Genomic DNA, 14,102 nt, shown 5'->3' with positions numbered 1-14,102 from the left:
TCTGAGATCTTGACGACACATTTTTTACCGTCGCAATGCTATGGTTAATCCATACTATTTAAGGCGTCATGCTTCATTCGGCAGTAAATTGCGTTTTCGCGGCGGTTATCTTTAAAAAGCACTCTGCGAAGCGAAAATGAAATTTTAATGGCCCACTGAAGCGCACCTACGGAGAAAAATCATGACTTATCAACACATCCTTGTCGCTGTCGATCTCTCTGAAGAAAGCAATGTTCTGATTGATAAAGCCGTCAAACTGGCCAGTCGCTTGGAGGCTAAGGTTTCATTTATTCATATCGATGTGAATTTTGCCGAGCTCTATTCCGGCCTGATTGATATCAATATGGCAGAGGCGCAACATCAAGCGATGGAAACCTCACGAGAAAAGCTCGACAAACTCGCGTCTTACGCCGGCTACCCTATCACTCACACCTTTGTTGGCAGTGGCGATCTTGGGCAAGAGCTGTGCGATACCATTGGCGACTATCAAATTGATCTCTTGGTGTGTGGTCATCACCAAGATTTTTGGAGCAAATGGCTATCATCCACCCGTCAGCTGATCAATTGCTCGCCCGTTGATATGCTCGTCATTCCGCTGCGTGAAGAGAGTTAATTAACATAAACGCCTCGCCAGTCGAGGCTTTTTTCTGCGCGCCAAACTCAGTACACTCAAGGCTCTTTTCTCATCCCAATCTCTCATATCAACGAGGATATTATGCCGTACTTGGTCGCCGTCACCTTACTGTGGGCCTTCTCCTTTAGTTTAATTGGCGTGTATTTAGCTGGGCAGGTGGATGCCTATTTCTCCGTTTGGATGCGTGTGGCGTTAGCGGCTGTCATATTCCTCCCTTTTTTGTCGTTTCGTGGTATCGCAAAAACGCTGATTGCCAAACTTATGATCATTGGTGGCTTTCAGCTTGGTTTGATGTACTGTTTTTATTACCAATCGTTTTTGTTGCTCTCTGTGCCAGAGGTACTGCTCTTTACCGTCTTCACTCCGATTTACGTCACTCTCCTTTATGATTTACTGCAACGTCGGTTTTCACTGTGGTATCTCGTCACGGCGGCGGTCGCAGTATTCGGTGCGGCGGTGATCAAATTTGCGCAACCGGAAGGTCATTTTTGGCTTGGGTTTTGGGTGGTGCAAGGTGCCAACCTCTGCTTTGCCATCGGCCAAGTCGGCTACAAATATGTGATGGAGCAAAGTTCGGTCAAAGTGGCTCAGCATACTGTTTTTGGTTATTTCTATCTTGGCGCGCTCGTGGTCGCCACAGTGGCGTTTGCTCTTTTAGGCAACAGTGACAAATTGCCGACCACACCACTTCAATGGAGCGTGTTGGTCTATTTGGGCGCCATCGCGTCGGGCTTGGGGTATTTTGCTTGGAACAAGGGGGCAACCCTAGTCAACGCAGGAGCATTGGCGGTCATGAACAACGCGCTAGTCCCGGCAGGGTTGCTGGTCAATTTGCTTTTGTGGAATCGAGATGAAGACATTCCGCGCCTGTTGCTCGGCGGCGCGTTAATTTTGCTTTCATTGTGGGTTAATGAGACTTGGGTTAAACGCAAAGTGGCGTCAGATTACGCCAAACAGGGCCGCAAAGCCTCAGTGTAAACCAAACTCTGCGGCGGTGGTTCGAATACGCGAAGATTAGGCTCCCATCGCCGCTTGCACATAAACATCAAAGCGATTCTTTTTGGTTTCAATCGCCATTGAGGGTTTTTGCTGAGCCAGCCATGGCGCGTAATCAGGCCGTTTCACCACAACGCGCTTACTGGCCAGCAACAAGGCTGGAGCCAATAACGCATCGGCGTCATTATCGCTGCCCACCAGCGATTGAAATACGCGCATCTCTTTTTTGACTAACGCGGTTTTCTTTTTGCCTTCAGGATGAGGGTACATGGGGTCAAGATAGACCACATCTGGACGCACAAAGTCATCGCGCTGGGATAAGGTCTCTAACGCATCATGGCTTGAAGCGTGCAGTAGCGATAAACGCTCGCGAACCCAAGCACCAATCTCAGGATCCATTCCCGCGCGCATCAATCCATCATCAAGTAACGCCGCAACCACAGGGTTACGCTCCACCATCTGTACATAACAGCCCAACGAAGCCAACACAAACGCATCGCGCCCCAGTCCCGCCGTCGCATCCAAAACGCGTGGCATCGCGCCTTTGTTTAGGCCCGCAGCTTTGGCAATGGCTTGTCCCTTGCCACCGCCAAATTTGCGACGATGCCCCACCGCACCACCGACCAAATCGACAAAAATGGCGCCTAATTTCGGCTCATCCAATTTACGCAGCTCAAGCTGACTATCGGTTAGTACCAGCGCAAACGGGCTGGTATCATCATGGACAAGCTGCCAACGCTCAGCAATGTCAGCAAGTCGATGTTGCGCTTGCTCAGGCTGGCAAACGCACTCACAAATCAATTGAATGTGCACAGCGCACTCCTTCGTCATGGCGATATCGCCACATCGGTATTCGGGTTCGAAATTTCGCGGCAGTGTACCTCACTCTCGAAAAAGTTGCAGCCACCGCAAATCTGTTGTTTCCACCAATGGCAAACCCTACCTAACCACGTCAACGCGTATCTTGAAGTTACTTGGGTAAAGGCATCAATTACAGGTATAGTCGCACAATATCGCGCACAAAAGAGACTCAAGATGCAGACCACACCAGCCAAGTTAGACGAACTCGATAAAGCCATTTTAAAAACGCTAATGGCGGATGCGCGCAAGCCTTACGCTGAAATGGCAAAGGAGTTTCATGTTAGCCCTGCCACCATTCACGTGCGAATCGAAAAGATGAAATCTGCCAATGTGATTGAAGGCACGGAAGTGATCGTCAACACCAAAAAGCTCGGCTTTGATGTGTGCTGTTTTATTGGAATCAATCTCAATGCGGCGCGCGATTATCACTCGGCGCTAGAAAAACTTAACGCATTGGAAGAGGTGGTAGAAGCCTACTACACCACTGGCGCGTACAATATTTTTGTTAAACTGATGTGTCGCTCCATCGAGGAGCTGCAATACGTTTTGATTGATAAATTGCAAGCAATTGATGAAGTGCAATCGACCGAGACTTTGATTTCGTTGCAAAATCCGATCAATCGCAACGTCAACCCTTAATATCCCCATGGAAGGCACAGCGCAGCTGGCGAGATCGAACAAAAAACCAGCCCGAAGGCTGGTTGATACGCGATGTGTCTCAGTTCACTCACTCGAGAGCTTATACTCGAACAAAGCCTAAGCTTGGATCCCCGAATGACGCAATAACGCATCAATTTGCGGCTCTCGGCCACGAAAACGCTTAAACAGCGTCATTGGCTCTTCGCTGCCGCCCATCTCTAGAATATTGGTCAAAAAGCTGGCGCCAGTATCGATATTAAAAATGCCCTCTTCTTCGAAACGCGCGTACGCATCCGATGACAACACTTCAGCCCACAAGTAGCTGTAGTAGCCAGCGCTGTAACCACCCGCAAAAATGTGCGAGAAGCCATGAGAGAAGCGCGACCATTCAAGCGCAGGCAGAACCGACACCTTTTGTTTTACTTGCGCGAGCGTATCAAGCACCTTAGGGCCGACTTCCGGATCAAATTCGGTGTGCAACGTAAAATCAAACAGGGCAAACTCAAGTTGACGCAGCAGCGCCATCGCCGATTGGAAGTTTTTCGCCGCAAGCATCTTATCAAGCATCGCTTTGGGCAGCGGCTCACCAGTTTGGTAATGACCGGAAATAAAGGCCAGCGCGTCTTCTTCCCAGCACCAGTTTTCTAGGAACTGACTTGGCAATTCGACCGCATCCCAAGGCACGCCGTTGATCCCTGACACTGCACCTGAGGTGGTCACTTGCGTGAGCATGTGATGAATACCATGGCCAAATTCGTGGAACAAGGTCACCACTTCATTATGAGTAAATAGCGCGGGTTTATCGCCAATTGGGCGGTTGAAGTTACAGGTCAAATACGCCACCGGCGTTTGCAGCTCACCACTTAGCGTAGTACGACGCACGCGGCACTCATCCATCCACGCACCGCCGCGTTTGTGTTCGCGAGCATAGAGATCAAGGTAGAAACTGCCACGCAGTGTGTTGGCGCCGTCCAAAATGTCAAAGAAGCGCACCGATGGATGCCAAGTCTCCACCCCTTCACGCTCGACCACATACATACCAAACACACGCTCAAGCACCTCAAACAGCCCGCTAAGAACCCGCGCTTCCGGAAAATAAGGGCGCAGATCTTCATCAGAGATCTCAAACAGATGCTGCTTTTGTTTTTCGCTGTAGTAAGGGATATCCCATAAATTTAGCTCGGTCACGCCAAACTCTGTTTTGGCAAAATCACGCAGGGCTTGCACTTCACGCTCACCTTGTGGCTTAGCGCGGCTGGCTAAATCATTCAAAAAGCCCAGTACTTGCTCTGGATTTTCCGCCATTTTGGTGGCGAGCGACTTTTCACTGAAGGTGTTAAAACCAAGCATACGGGCGATTTCGTGACGTAATTTGAGCTCTTCGTTAATGATCTCGGTATTGTCCCATTTGCCGGCATTCGGCCCACGATCAGACGCACGCGTGACATACGCCTGATAAATTTCCGCGCGTAACTCGGCATTGTCGCAATAGGTGATCACTGGCAAATAAGACGGAATATCTAAGGTCAATAAATAGCCGGTTTCGCCTTTGGCTTCAGCCGCTGCTTGCGCTGCGGCAAGTGCCGACTCAGGCAGCCCAGCTAACTCAGCGGCGTCTTCAATTCGCTTTGACCACCCCATAGTGGCATCAAGCACGTTATTGGAAAATTGCGAGCTGAGCTCTGACATACGTTTGCTAATTTCACCATAACGATGCTGCTCATCAGCTGGCAAGCCAATGCCCGAGAGTTCAAAATCGCGTAAACCATTATTGATGGTTTTTTGCTGCGCTAAGGTTAAGGTTGCAAAATCCTCACTCGCTTTTATCGCTTTATAGGCATCAAATAAGCCTTTGTGCTGCCCCACCCAAGTGCCGTATTCCGACAATAAAGGCAAGCAGCTTTCATACGCTTCACGCAGTGCTTCACTGTTGACCACCGAGTTCATATGGCTTATCGGTGACCAAATGCGACTCAAACGGTCGTCCACTTGCTCTATCGGCGCAATCACACTTTGCCACGTCGGCTGCGAGTTACTCGCCAATACCACGTCAATTTCGGTGCGGCAATCGTGAATCGCTTGCTCAATCGCAGGCTTAACTTGCTCTGGAAGGATGTCAGAAAACGGCGGAAGATCGGTAAAAGTCAGCAGAGGGTTCGTCATGCGCAATCCTTTTGTTTTGTGGCGTGTATGCCAAGAAGGGGAATCGCCCTTGGCTACGTGAGTGTCACGCAGCGGGATAAGTCTGGTCTTGATACTCAAGATATATCTATACCCAAACAACTTGGAGTTGCAGGTAGGCGGCAAACGAACAAAGCCTCTGATCACTTCGTGAACATAGATAAACTATGTGATGAGGTTTGTGAGAGCCAGCCAACAACGCTGCAACTTCAAGTAGAAAGGGTATAACACTATATACCGAAACAACAAGTTGCAGGTATATACCCAAACAACTTAGCGGTTCAGGTAGGCGGAAAACGAGAAAAGCCTCACAACGCCATTGCGCTCAAGCTCAGCCCGCTAACCTGAGATACAACGCCACCGTAATGGCATATTTTTGTCCAGTTTCGGTGTATAATCAGCGCCAACTCAATGCACAACCACACTGTTAGAGCAGTGTTTCGAGGGTTTATTTTGCTAAGTTATCGCCACAGTTTTCACGCTGGCAATCACGCCGACGTTATTAAGCACATTGTTCAGAGCCTGATCCTTGAGACGCTCAAACAAAAAGAGAAACCGTTTGTCTATCATGACACGCACTCCGGTGCTGGGCGTTACGATTTAACCCACGAATGGTCAGAAAAAACCGGTGAGTACAAACAAGGCATTGGCCGCATTTGGCACAATGGCGAGATTAAGTCACTGGTACCGGGCTACTTTGCCGCGATTGAGGCACTCAATCCAACATTAGCGGCCAATGAATCGCTGCGTTATTACCCCGGTTCGCCACGCGTTGCGCGCGCGCAGATCCGCGAGCAAGATCGCATCGTGCTGACCGAGCTGCATTCAAGTGACTACCCACTACTGCAGCAAGAATTTGCACGCGACCGTCACGTCACGATTTATCAAGAAGATGGATTTCGCCGCTTAAAAGCGAGCCTACCGCCCGCTGAGCGCCGTGGTTTGGTCTTGATTGATCCGCCTTACGAGCTTGCGAAAGAATACCGCGACGTCGTCAAAGCGATTGGCGAAAGTTACAAACGCTGGGCCACTGGCATTTATGCCATCTGGTATCCTGTGGTAAATCGTGCCACTATCGACGATATGATTGACGGGCTAAAAGCGCTTGGCATTCGTAAAATTTTACAGTTGGAGTTGGGAGTATCGCCTGACACCAATGAGCGCGGTATGACAGCGTCGGGGATGATTGTTATCAATCCGCCTTGGACGTTAGAAAGCCAAATGCAAACCATTTTGCCGGCGCTGCAACACGCTATTGCGCCTGCAACTGGGCATTACACGATTGACTGGATTGTTCCTGAATAATTCAATACGCGGAACAAGAAGTTGTCAGACACGCCACTTACGCTCAATAAAGTGGCGCCATCATTGATGGAACAGCGCTACCACACAATGGCCTCAACAGCGAAACAAACATAGGGTAGCGTCATGGAAGAACGAACAATCATGGACACCCATTGAACGACTTGGAATTGGAATCACCTCAGCCGCTTGGCTGACTAACTGAGATTGGAGAAAATAATGGCGACGCATTTTGATTATATCTGTATCGGTGGTGGTAGCGGTGGCATTGCCTCAGCCAATCGCGCCGCGATGCATGGTGCCAAAGTTGCCCTCATCGAAGCGCGCGATTTAGGCGGTACTTGTGTCAATGTTGGCTGTGTGCCGAAGAAAGTCATGTGGCATGGCGCGCAAATTGCCGATGCGATCAAACTGTACGCGGCAGATTATGGCTTTGACTTAACCCAAAACGGGTTTAACTGGAACACCTTGGTAGAAAGTCGCCAAGCCTACATCAATCGCATTCACCAGTCTTACGATAGTGTACTTGGCCGCAATAAGGTTCATGTGATCAAAGGCTTTGCTCGCTTTGTCACTGGCAGCCCGCAAACTATTGAGGTCAATGGTGAGCACTACACCGCAGATCATATTCTGATTGCCGTAGGTGGCGCGCCCACCATTCCTAACATTCCCGGCGCGGAATATGGCATCGACTCAAATGGCTTCTTTGAGTTAGAGGCGCAGCCTAAACGCGTTGCGGTGGTCGGTGCAGGTTACATTGCGGTGGAAATCGCAGGCGTGCTAAACGCACTTGGCACGGAAACGCACCTTTTCTGCCGTAAAGAAGCGCCGCTACGCAGCTTTGACCCGCTGATCGTCGAAACCTTGCTTGAAGTGATGCACAGCGAAGGCCCGCTACTGCATACTCACAGCGTGCCAAAATCAGTCAGCAAAGAAGCCGACGGTAGCGTGACGCTGCATCTAGAAAATGGCGAAAGTCACAATGTTGACCAGCTTATTTGGGCGATTGGTCGCCACCCTGCCACCGAGCAAATCAATCTTGAAGCTACGGGCGTAGAAACTCGCAACGGTTACATTGTGGTCGATGAGTACCAGCAAACCAATGTGCCAGGGATCTACTGCGTTGGTGACATCATGTACGGCGGTATCGAACTGACACCAGTCGCGGTGAAAGCGGGCCGTCAGTTGTCTGAGCGACTGTTTAACAACAAGCCAAACGCCAAAATGGATTACAGCTTGGTGCCAACCGTGGTATTTAGTCATCCTCCTATTGGCACCATTGGTTTAACCGAGCCACAAGCGATTGAGCAATATGGCGTAGACAATATTAAGGTGTACAGCTCAAGCTTTACTGCAATGTACACCGCTGTGACTCGTCATCGTCAGCCGTGCAAAATGAAACTGATTTGCGCTGGTGAAGACGAGCGCGTGGTCGGCCTTCATGGCATTGGCTATACCGTTGATGAGATGATCCAAGGCTTTGGCGTTGCAATGAAGATGGGCGCAACCAAAGCTGATTTCGATTCGGTGGTCGCGATTCACCCGACAGGCTCTGAAGAGTTTGTTACCATGCGCTGAGTGTATTGCCACGAAAGCGCTAAAGAGATTAAGGGCAAGCACTCGCTTGCCCTTTTTGTTCTAATCCGCAAAAGTGCCAATCCGAAAAAGCTACAGCGCTTGCTTGGCAGGACGCACTATCATTTCGTTCACATCAACATCGGCTGGCTGAGCAAGAGCAAACAAAATTGCATCAGCAATCGCTTGAGGCTCAATCGCAATATCGGTAAACGCTTTTACCGCCTGTTTCACTTCATCAACGCCAATGTGCTCGGCAAGCTCTGTTTTAATCGCCCCTGGGCTGATATTGGTCACGCGAATCGAACCATCGGACTCCATGCGAATCCCTTCACTTAAGGCACGCACCGCAAATTTGGTGGCGCAGTAAACTGCGGCACCGGGGAAAACAATGTGGCCCGCTACAGAGCTAATATTGACAAAATGCCCACTACCTTGCGCGCGCATCAGTGGCTGCGCTGCCGCAACGCCATTCAATACGCCCTTGATATTCACATCCACCATCCACATCCATTCGTCATGGCGGTTCATTTCCACCGGAGAGAGCGGCATCACCCCAGCGTTATTGACCCACACATCCAAACGGCCAAAATGGTCTTTGGCTTTTGACGCAACTTGCTGCATCTGATCAAACGAGGTGACATCGGCTTCTAAAGCGATAGCTTGCCCACCAGCACTGTTGATTTCATTAACCAATTGCTCTAGGCGCGCTTTGCGGCGCGCGACCGCCACAATTTTGGCACCTTTTGAGGCTAACAGCCGCGCCGTGGTTTCACCGATCCCACTGCTTGCTCCAGTTATGACAACAACTTGAGTTAGTTGACTATTCATTTTCGAGTTCCCCTTTTGATATAAACCAAGACGGTAGTCCAATCAAAAGCGTAGAGCCCGAATACAAAAGGCGCAAAATTGTGCCTTGAAAATGAGCGCAACACGCGCCGCTGGGTCAAATTACATGACTATCGAACACACAGCACGTTCAGCAAAGAACTTCCCGTCAAAGTCAGCGCGCGCCCATCGGCAAATAATCCAGTGCGGCCCTCTCCCCAGTACGGCAAATGCATTGGCCAATGTTCTTTTTGCATTAATTGAGAGCCCAGCAGCACAGTAAACTCTTGCTCTGTGGGCAAACGCATCTCGACTTCTTGGCATACGACCAAGGCCGCAGCGTAATCAAGGCGATTCCACGGCTTACTGTGTTCCATGTAAAATTCATGCTGATTGTCCTGCAAATAAGGCACGGCGTAGACGTGTCCTTGCAAAACGGTTTTTAATCGAATTTGTACCGCATTCGCGGTGGCCGATTCTGCTGGTGGCGGCATGGCAGCCAGTGAGGCCGGCGCTGGCGCTTTTGGCGCCGTCGGGGCCTTAGGCGCCGCTGGCATCACCGCGGCAACGGCAGAGATTGATGGCACGGACACACTTTGCCGCGCTTTGGCTGAGCTGGCACGCTCCGTTTTAGGCGGTACTTTGATGGAGGCTTTGCTTGCATTCGCTTTAGCGGCGTTCGCGCCAGTCGCCGCGACACGAATAAACGCATCTTGATAGCCGGGGACTTGTTTCACTTTCGCCAAATCTTGCTTTGCTGCCGTGAACTGCTCATAAGGACCGATTAAGCAACGAAAGTCGTCCCCCTCAGGCTTCATCCACACATCCGTTGTCATATTCTGGTAGAGCGGTTTTGCCTGAGCCAGTGTCAACGGAGCCTTTAGCAAACCGCACTGAATCCAAAAATAGCTTGAGTTTTGCTGGGCTGGCGCTTCACTACGCCAGTGCCCATGACCTATAGGGCATTGAGCATCCAGTAACGGTAGCGCATCAGGGCTGGCTTGGGTTGCGCTGCATAAATACGCCTGCGCAGAAAAAGGCATGGCAAGCAAACTCATCAACGTCAAGAGGCGCCATGGCGCGTTGCGCCTGCCCAAATTAGAGGTGTTTTTTTTCATCGTCGCATTTCCACAGTAACTCAACCAATACCGTTGAGCGTTCAAACAACAACAAGCCATAAAAAAGAAGCAAAAAAAGAGCCGTTTTTTTAAACAGCTCTTTAATGACAACAAATTTTTGAACCAGTTCACTGTTTGGCTGCGGCATCGCCACAAAAACAACCTGTTTTTTACACCAATAAGATTTATATTAACCTTTATAAATCTTAGGGTTAAACACATCGCGCAGCCAGTCACCCAACAAGTTAATCACCAATACCAGTGTCACTAGCACAAGACCTGGAAATGCGGTGATCCACCAAGCACCAGAGAAAATGTAGTTAAAACCAATGCTGATGAGCGAACCTAGTGATGGCTGATCAACAGGCAAGCCCAATCCTAAAAACGATAAGGCCGCTTCTGACATAATTGCATTCGCCACTTGTACCGTTGAAATCACTAGAATAGGCGACAAGCAGTTAGGCAAAATGTGACGGAACATAATTCGTGGCGCTTTGAATCCCATCACTTTTGCCGCTTCAACGTACTCTTTTTTCTTCTCAGCAAGCACCGACGCACGGATCGTACGAGCGTATTGTGGCCATTCGGCAACGCCGATAATCACCACCAGCATCACCACAGCGTATTGACTGAAAAATTCACTGCCAAAACTGGCTTTGAAGATCGCCGACACGATAATCGCTACCATCATGGTTGAGAACGACAACTGAACGTCGGCAAAACGCATCAAAAAGCTATCAATACGACCGCCAAAGTAGCCCGCCGACAAACCGATAATAATGCCCAAAAAGAGCTGAACACCGACCGCCAAAAACCCGATGGTCAATGACAGGCGTGAGCCGTATAAAATCGTCGATAAAATGTCGCGACCTTGCTCATCGGTCCCAAGAGTAAAGCGCTCATCGCCATCCTCCATCCAAGCGGGAGGCAATTCCGAGTCCATAATATCAATCGATGAGAGATCATAAGGATCGGTGGGCGCGAGCAGTGGCGCGCTCAATGCGAGCGCCACAAAAAACACGAATACCGCAAAGCTTGCCATGGCGACTTTGTCGCGCAAAAAGTAATAAAGAAAATCAGACTGTTTAAAACGCTGCCAGCGTGATGGTGTGGTTGTGACAAGTTCCATCGTTAAGCTCCTTTTCCAGTCAAATTCACCGTTGGGTTAATTAAGCCATAGAGCAAGTCGACGATGGTATTCGTCACCACAAACAGCAAGCCAACAAAAATAACGTACGCAGTGATAAGTGGTGTATCAACGCGGTTAATCGCCTCTAAAAACAAAAATCCTGTGCCCGGCCATTGAAATACGGTCTCGGTTAAAATGGTGTAAGCGACCATAGTACCAATTTGAACACCACCAACGGTCAATACCGGCAACATGGTGTTTTTCAGCGCGTGTTGGTAGTAAATTTTATTAAGCGCTAACCCTTTTGCTTTGGCAAATTTAATGTATTCCGAGCTGAGCACTTCCAACATTTCGGCGCGAACCAAACGAATAAACAGTGGCAGCATAATCGAGGCCAAAGCAATGCAGGGTAAAATCAGATGCGCCAAGCCATCTGCGGTCATATAACCCGACTCCCAGCCCAAAATATTGGCTGTTTCGCCTCGTCCATAGGAAGGCAACCAGCCTAGCTCTATCGAAAAGACATACATCAGCATAATGGCGGTTAGGAAAACCGGAATGGAAATGCCGATACTGCTTCCTGCCATTACCACTTTGGTAAACCAGCTTTTAGGATGGATTGCGGAATAAACGCCAAGTGGGATCGACAGCACGACAATTAAAACGCTCGCGCCAAACACCAGCTCAAGTGTCGCCACCAGCTTGTCTAAAATGACATCAACCGCAGGGCGCTTAAAGAAATAGGAGGTACCAAGATCGCCTTGCAGCGCAGCACCAATAAAACGCGAATATTTGGTGAAGAAGGGATCGTTAAGCCCAAGCTCATCGCGAAGCGCCTGACGCTCAGCTTCAGAAACCGATTGACCAACCAACTCACGCAATGGATCGCCTAAGTTGTCTTGAATGGCAAACGCCACCAAACTGATCACAAACATCACTATCAGTGCCTGAAATAGGCGCTTGACCAGAAAAGAAAACATTCCCTGCCCCTTGTGTCCTTATTACTCTGCTTACCAGAGCGTTACTGCTAACGCAATCACAGCCAATCACACTGCTTTTAACTTCGTTGAGTCAAAGCCGATTCATCACTGGATGACGATATGTGGCGCGCCATCAACAACGCGCCACATGAATCAGTCTAAAGTTTCCGCCGCGCCTCGACTGAATTTGAGCGGCGGCCACGCTGAGGCAAATACCGCAGCGTGGCATGGTCAATCATTACTTAACGACAAGATCACCAAAGTAAGGCATTACCATTGGGTTTACGATCTCCGCAGCGCCAACGTTTGATTTCGCGCCCCACGCTTCACTTTGCCAATGTAGAGGGACAAATGCCGCTTCATCGTAAAGGATGCGTTCTACTTTTTTCAGCATGGCTGAACGTTTCGCAGGATCGGTTTCAACGTTTGATGTTTCAATCAATTGATCCACTTCGCTGTTTGAGTAGTAACCACAGTTGTATTGACCACGGCCCGTCTCGGCATTGCGCGTCATCGTTAGGAATTCAGTCAAGTTTGCTGAATCTTCCGTATCTGCGTGCCAACCGATCATCAGCATATCTGCGTTACATAGGTCAAATTCAGGCCAGTATTGCGCTTTTGGCATGGTCTTTAGGTCAACCTTGATACCGATTTTTGACAACATTGCCGCTGTCGCTTGAGCAATTTTCGCGTCGTTAACATAACGGTTGTTTGGCGCAATCATGGTTAGAGTGAAACCATCAGCATAACCTGCGTCTTTCATCAGCTGTTTGGCTTTTTTCAGATCATAACGTGGTACCAGCGCTTCGTTGTAACCCACATAACCTTTTGGTCCTTGCTGACCTGCGGTAGTGGCAAACCCTTTCATGATTTTCTTCACGATGCCTTCGTTGTTGACCGCATGAACGATGGCTTGACGAACGCGAACATCTTTCAGCGCTTCATGACCGTTTTGATTCATCTGGAATGAAATCAAACGGGTACCAGGTAGTGTAACCAAGTCAATGCCGTCAGCACCGCTAACACGCTCATGGTCATTTGGTGCGACTGGGTGGATCATATCAACATCGCCCGACAACAAGGCCGCAACGCGAGTCGCCGCTTCTTTAATAGGAACGAGAGTGATGTTATCTACGTTACCTTTTGAGTCGGTATCCCAGTAATCAGCAAAGCGTTTGAATTCCACTTTTACGCCCTGCTCACGCTCGGTCACGATGTAAGGTCCCGTGCCCGATAGTGTGGTTGAAGCGAATGAGTTACCGTGCTTAACGATCTCCGCTTTGTCTTTACCATCGGCTGTGGTGCCAGTGTAGAACTTGCTGTCCATTGGGAAGATGTAAGTTGCGGTTTGCAGTACCAATGGGTAAGGCGCAGTTGAAACCAAATCAACGGTGTTGGCGTCAACTTTAACCATTTTTTCGTATGGACCAAAAATGGCTTTAAAGTCAGGAGACGCTTTAAGACGGTTAAATGTCCAGACCACATCGTCTGCAGTCATCACATTACCTGAGTGGAACTTAACACCCTCACGTAGGTGAAAGCGGTACGTCGTGTCACTCACGCGTTCCCACTTGCTAGCAAGGCGAGGTTCAAATTCAAGCGCTTGGGTGTAACGCACAAGTGGATCAAACACCATGTGCGACAGCTGTAGCGTGCCACCAGAAAGCTGCTCATGTGGGTCAAGTGAAACCGGATCGGCATCGTAAGCGACAGTAATATCAGCGGCCATGGCGCTGAAGCTAAGACCTGCAGCCATCAATGCGGCCGCTAAGGTGCTTTTCAACATTTTCATTGCATAACTCCTTATGCGGGAAACCTTTCCCTATGCAGTTGCGTTTGTTGTGTTTATTAATGGTTAT

General features: G+C 49.4%; 12 protein-coding genes. 5 read left to right on the top strand and 7 right to left on the bottom strand.

All coding sequences use genetic code 11. From position 1 onward, the window contains the following. The first annotated feature begins 181 nt into the window (after positions 1 to 181). Both HGP28_RS16370 and HGP28_RS16365 read left to right on the top strand, forming a co-directional pair. Positions 182 to 613 carry a universal stress protein gene (locus tag HGP28_RS16370; RefSeq protein WP_168837542.1) on the top strand — a complete coding sequence of 144 codons (432 nt, stop codon included), beginning with the start codon at positions 182 to 184 and terminating at the stop codon, positions 611 to 613. A gap of 102 nt (positions 614 to 715) precedes the next feature. After that, positions 716 to 1,612 (top strand): EamA family transporter, encoded by an 897-nt coding sequence (locus HGP28_RS16365; RefSeq protein ID WP_168837541.1) that lies wholly within the window; start codon positions 716 to 718, stop codon positions 1,610 to 1,612. Positions 1,613 to 1,648: 36 nt separating this feature from the next. On the opposite strand, the gene HGP28_RS16360 is transcribed toward HGP28_RS16365, so the two are convergent. Beyond that, positions 1,649 to 2,443 (bottom strand): class I SAM-dependent methyltransferase, encoded by a 795-nt coding sequence (locus HGP28_RS16360; protein ID WP_343033927.1) that lies wholly within the window; start codon positions 2,441 to 2,443, stop codon positions 1,649 to 1,651. A gap of 222 nt (positions 2,444 to 2,665) precedes the next feature. Here HGP28_RS16360 and asnC point away from each other — a divergent pair, with 222 nt between their 5' ends. After that, complete coding sequence (gene asnC, locus HGP28_RS16355) at positions 2,666 to 3,130, top strand: transcriptional regulator AsnC (RefSeq protein WP_168837539.1); 465 nt, start codon at positions 2,666 to 2,668, stop codon at positions 3,128 to 3,130. A gap of 117 nt (positions 3,131 to 3,247) precedes the next feature. Here the strand turns inward: asnC and prlC are convergent, their stop codons facing one another. After that, positions 3,248 to 5,293, bottom strand: coding sequence for an oligopeptidase A (gene prlC, locus HGP28_RS16350; RefSeq protein ID WP_168837538.1), 2,046 nt, complete (start codon positions 5,291 to 5,293; stop codon positions 3,248 to 3,250). A 471-nt stretch (positions 5,294 to 5,764) separates the two neighbouring features. Between prlC and HGP28_RS16345 the strand changes: the two genes are divergently transcribed. Next, complete coding sequence (locus tag HGP28_RS16345) at positions 5,765 to 6,616, top strand: 23S rRNA (adenine(2030)-N(6))-methyltransferase RlmJ (protein ID WP_168837578.1); 852 nt, start codon at positions 5,765 to 5,767, stop codon at positions 6,614 to 6,616. Positions 6,617 to 6,832: 216 nt separating this feature from the next. Next, positions 6,833 to 8,191, top strand: a complete 1,359-nt coding sequence (gene gorA, locus HGP28_RS16340; protein ID WP_168837537.1) for a glutathione-disulfide reductase — start codon at positions 6,833 to 6,835, stop codon at positions 8,189 to 8,191. 90 nt (positions 8,192 to 8,281) lie between these two features. Here the strand turns inward: gorA and HGP28_RS16335 are convergent, their stop codons facing one another. The 5 genes from HGP28_RS16335 to HGP28_RS16315 all read right to left on the bottom strand — a co-directional run bounded on the left by HGP28_RS16335 (position 8,282) and on the right by HGP28_RS16315 (position 14,035). Beyond that, positions 8,282 to 9,019 carry an SDR family oxidoreductase gene (locus HGP28_RS16335; protein WP_168837536.1) on the bottom strand — a complete coding sequence of 246 codons (738 nt, stop codon included), beginning with the start codon at positions 9,017 to 9,019 and terminating at the stop codon, positions 8,282 to 8,284. 128 nt (positions 9,020 to 9,147) lie between these two features. Next, the gene (locus HGP28_RS16330) at positions 9,148 to 10,134 is read right to left on the bottom strand and encodes an SPOR domain-containing protein (protein WP_168837535.1); all 987 of its coding nucleotides are present in this window, start codon (positions 10,132 to 10,134) and stop codon (positions 9,148 to 9,150) included. A gap of 190 nt (positions 10,135 to 10,324) precedes the next feature. Beyond that, on the bottom strand, positions 10,325 to 11,263 hold the full coding sequence (locus tag HGP28_RS16325; RefSeq protein ID WP_168837534.1) for an ABC transporter permease: 939 nt from the start codon (positions 11,261 to 11,263) through the stop codon (positions 10,325 to 10,327). Positions 11,264 to 11,265: 2 nt separating this feature from the next. Beyond that, complete coding sequence (locus HGP28_RS16320) at positions 11,266 to 12,243, bottom strand: ABC transporter permease (RefSeq protein WP_168837533.1); 978 nt, start codon at positions 12,241 to 12,243, stop codon at positions 11,266 to 11,268. A gap of 238 nt (positions 12,244 to 12,481) precedes the next feature. After that, the gene (locus HGP28_RS16315) at positions 12,482 to 14,035 is read right to left on the bottom strand and encodes an ABC transporter substrate-binding protein (RefSeq protein ID WP_168837532.1); all 1,554 of its coding nucleotides are present in this window, start codon (positions 14,033 to 14,035) and stop codon (positions 12,482 to 12,484) included. Between the last annotated feature and the right edge of the window lie 67 nt (positions 14,036 to 14,102).

It is taken from the genome of Vibrio agarilyticus (assembly GCF_012641465.1).
GTDB lineage: Bacteria > Pseudomonadota > Gammaproteobacteria > Enterobacterales > Vibrionaceae > Vibrio > Vibrio agarilyticus.
The sequence above is the reverse complement of the archived record's forward strand: the minus strand, read 5'-3'. Positions and strand labels throughout refer to the sequence as shown.

What these genes read in the sequence shown, in the direction of transcription:
- HGP28_RS16330 (WP_168837535.1), bottom strand. Translation starts at nt 10,134, where the DNA reads ATGAAAAAAAACACCTCTAATTTGGGCAGGCGCAACGCGCCATGGCGC.
- HGP28_RS16370 (WP_168837542.1), top strand. Translation starts at nt 182, where the DNA reads ATGACTTATCAACACATCCTTGTCGCTGTCGATCTCTCTGAAGAAAGC.
- prlC (WP_168837538.1), bottom strand. Translation starts at nt 5,293, where the DNA reads ATGACGAACCCTCTGCTGACTTTTACCGATCTTCCGCCGTTTTCTGAC.
- HGP28_RS16335 (WP_168837536.1), bottom strand. Translation starts at nt 9,019, where the DNA reads ATGAATAGTCAACTAACTCAAGTTGTTGTCATAACTGGAGCAAGCAGT.
- asnC (WP_168837539.1), top strand. Translation starts at nt 2,666, where the DNA reads ATGCAGACCACACCAGCCAAGTTAGACGAACTCGATAAAGCCATTTTA.
- HGP28_RS16365 (WP_168837541.1), top strand. Translation starts at nt 716, where the DNA reads ATGCCGTACTTGGTCGCCGTCACCTTACTGTGGGCCTTCTCCTTTAGT.
- HGP28_RS16315 (WP_168837532.1), bottom strand. Translation starts at nt 14,035, where the DNA reads ATGAAAATGTTGAAAAGCACCTTAGCGGCCGCATTGATGGCTGCAGGT.
- gorA (WP_168837537.1), top strand. Translation starts at nt 6,833, where the DNA reads ATGGCGACGCATTTTGATTATATCTGTATCGGTGGTGGTAGCGGTGGC.
- HGP28_RS16320 (WP_168837533.1), bottom strand. Translation starts at nt 12,243, where the DNA reads ATGTTTTCTTTTCTGGTCAAGCGCCTATTTCAGGCACTGATAGTGATG.
- HGP28_RS16325 (WP_168837534.1), bottom strand. Translation starts at nt 11,263, where the DNA reads ATGGAACTTGTCACAACCACACCATCACGCTGGCAGCGTTTTAAACAG.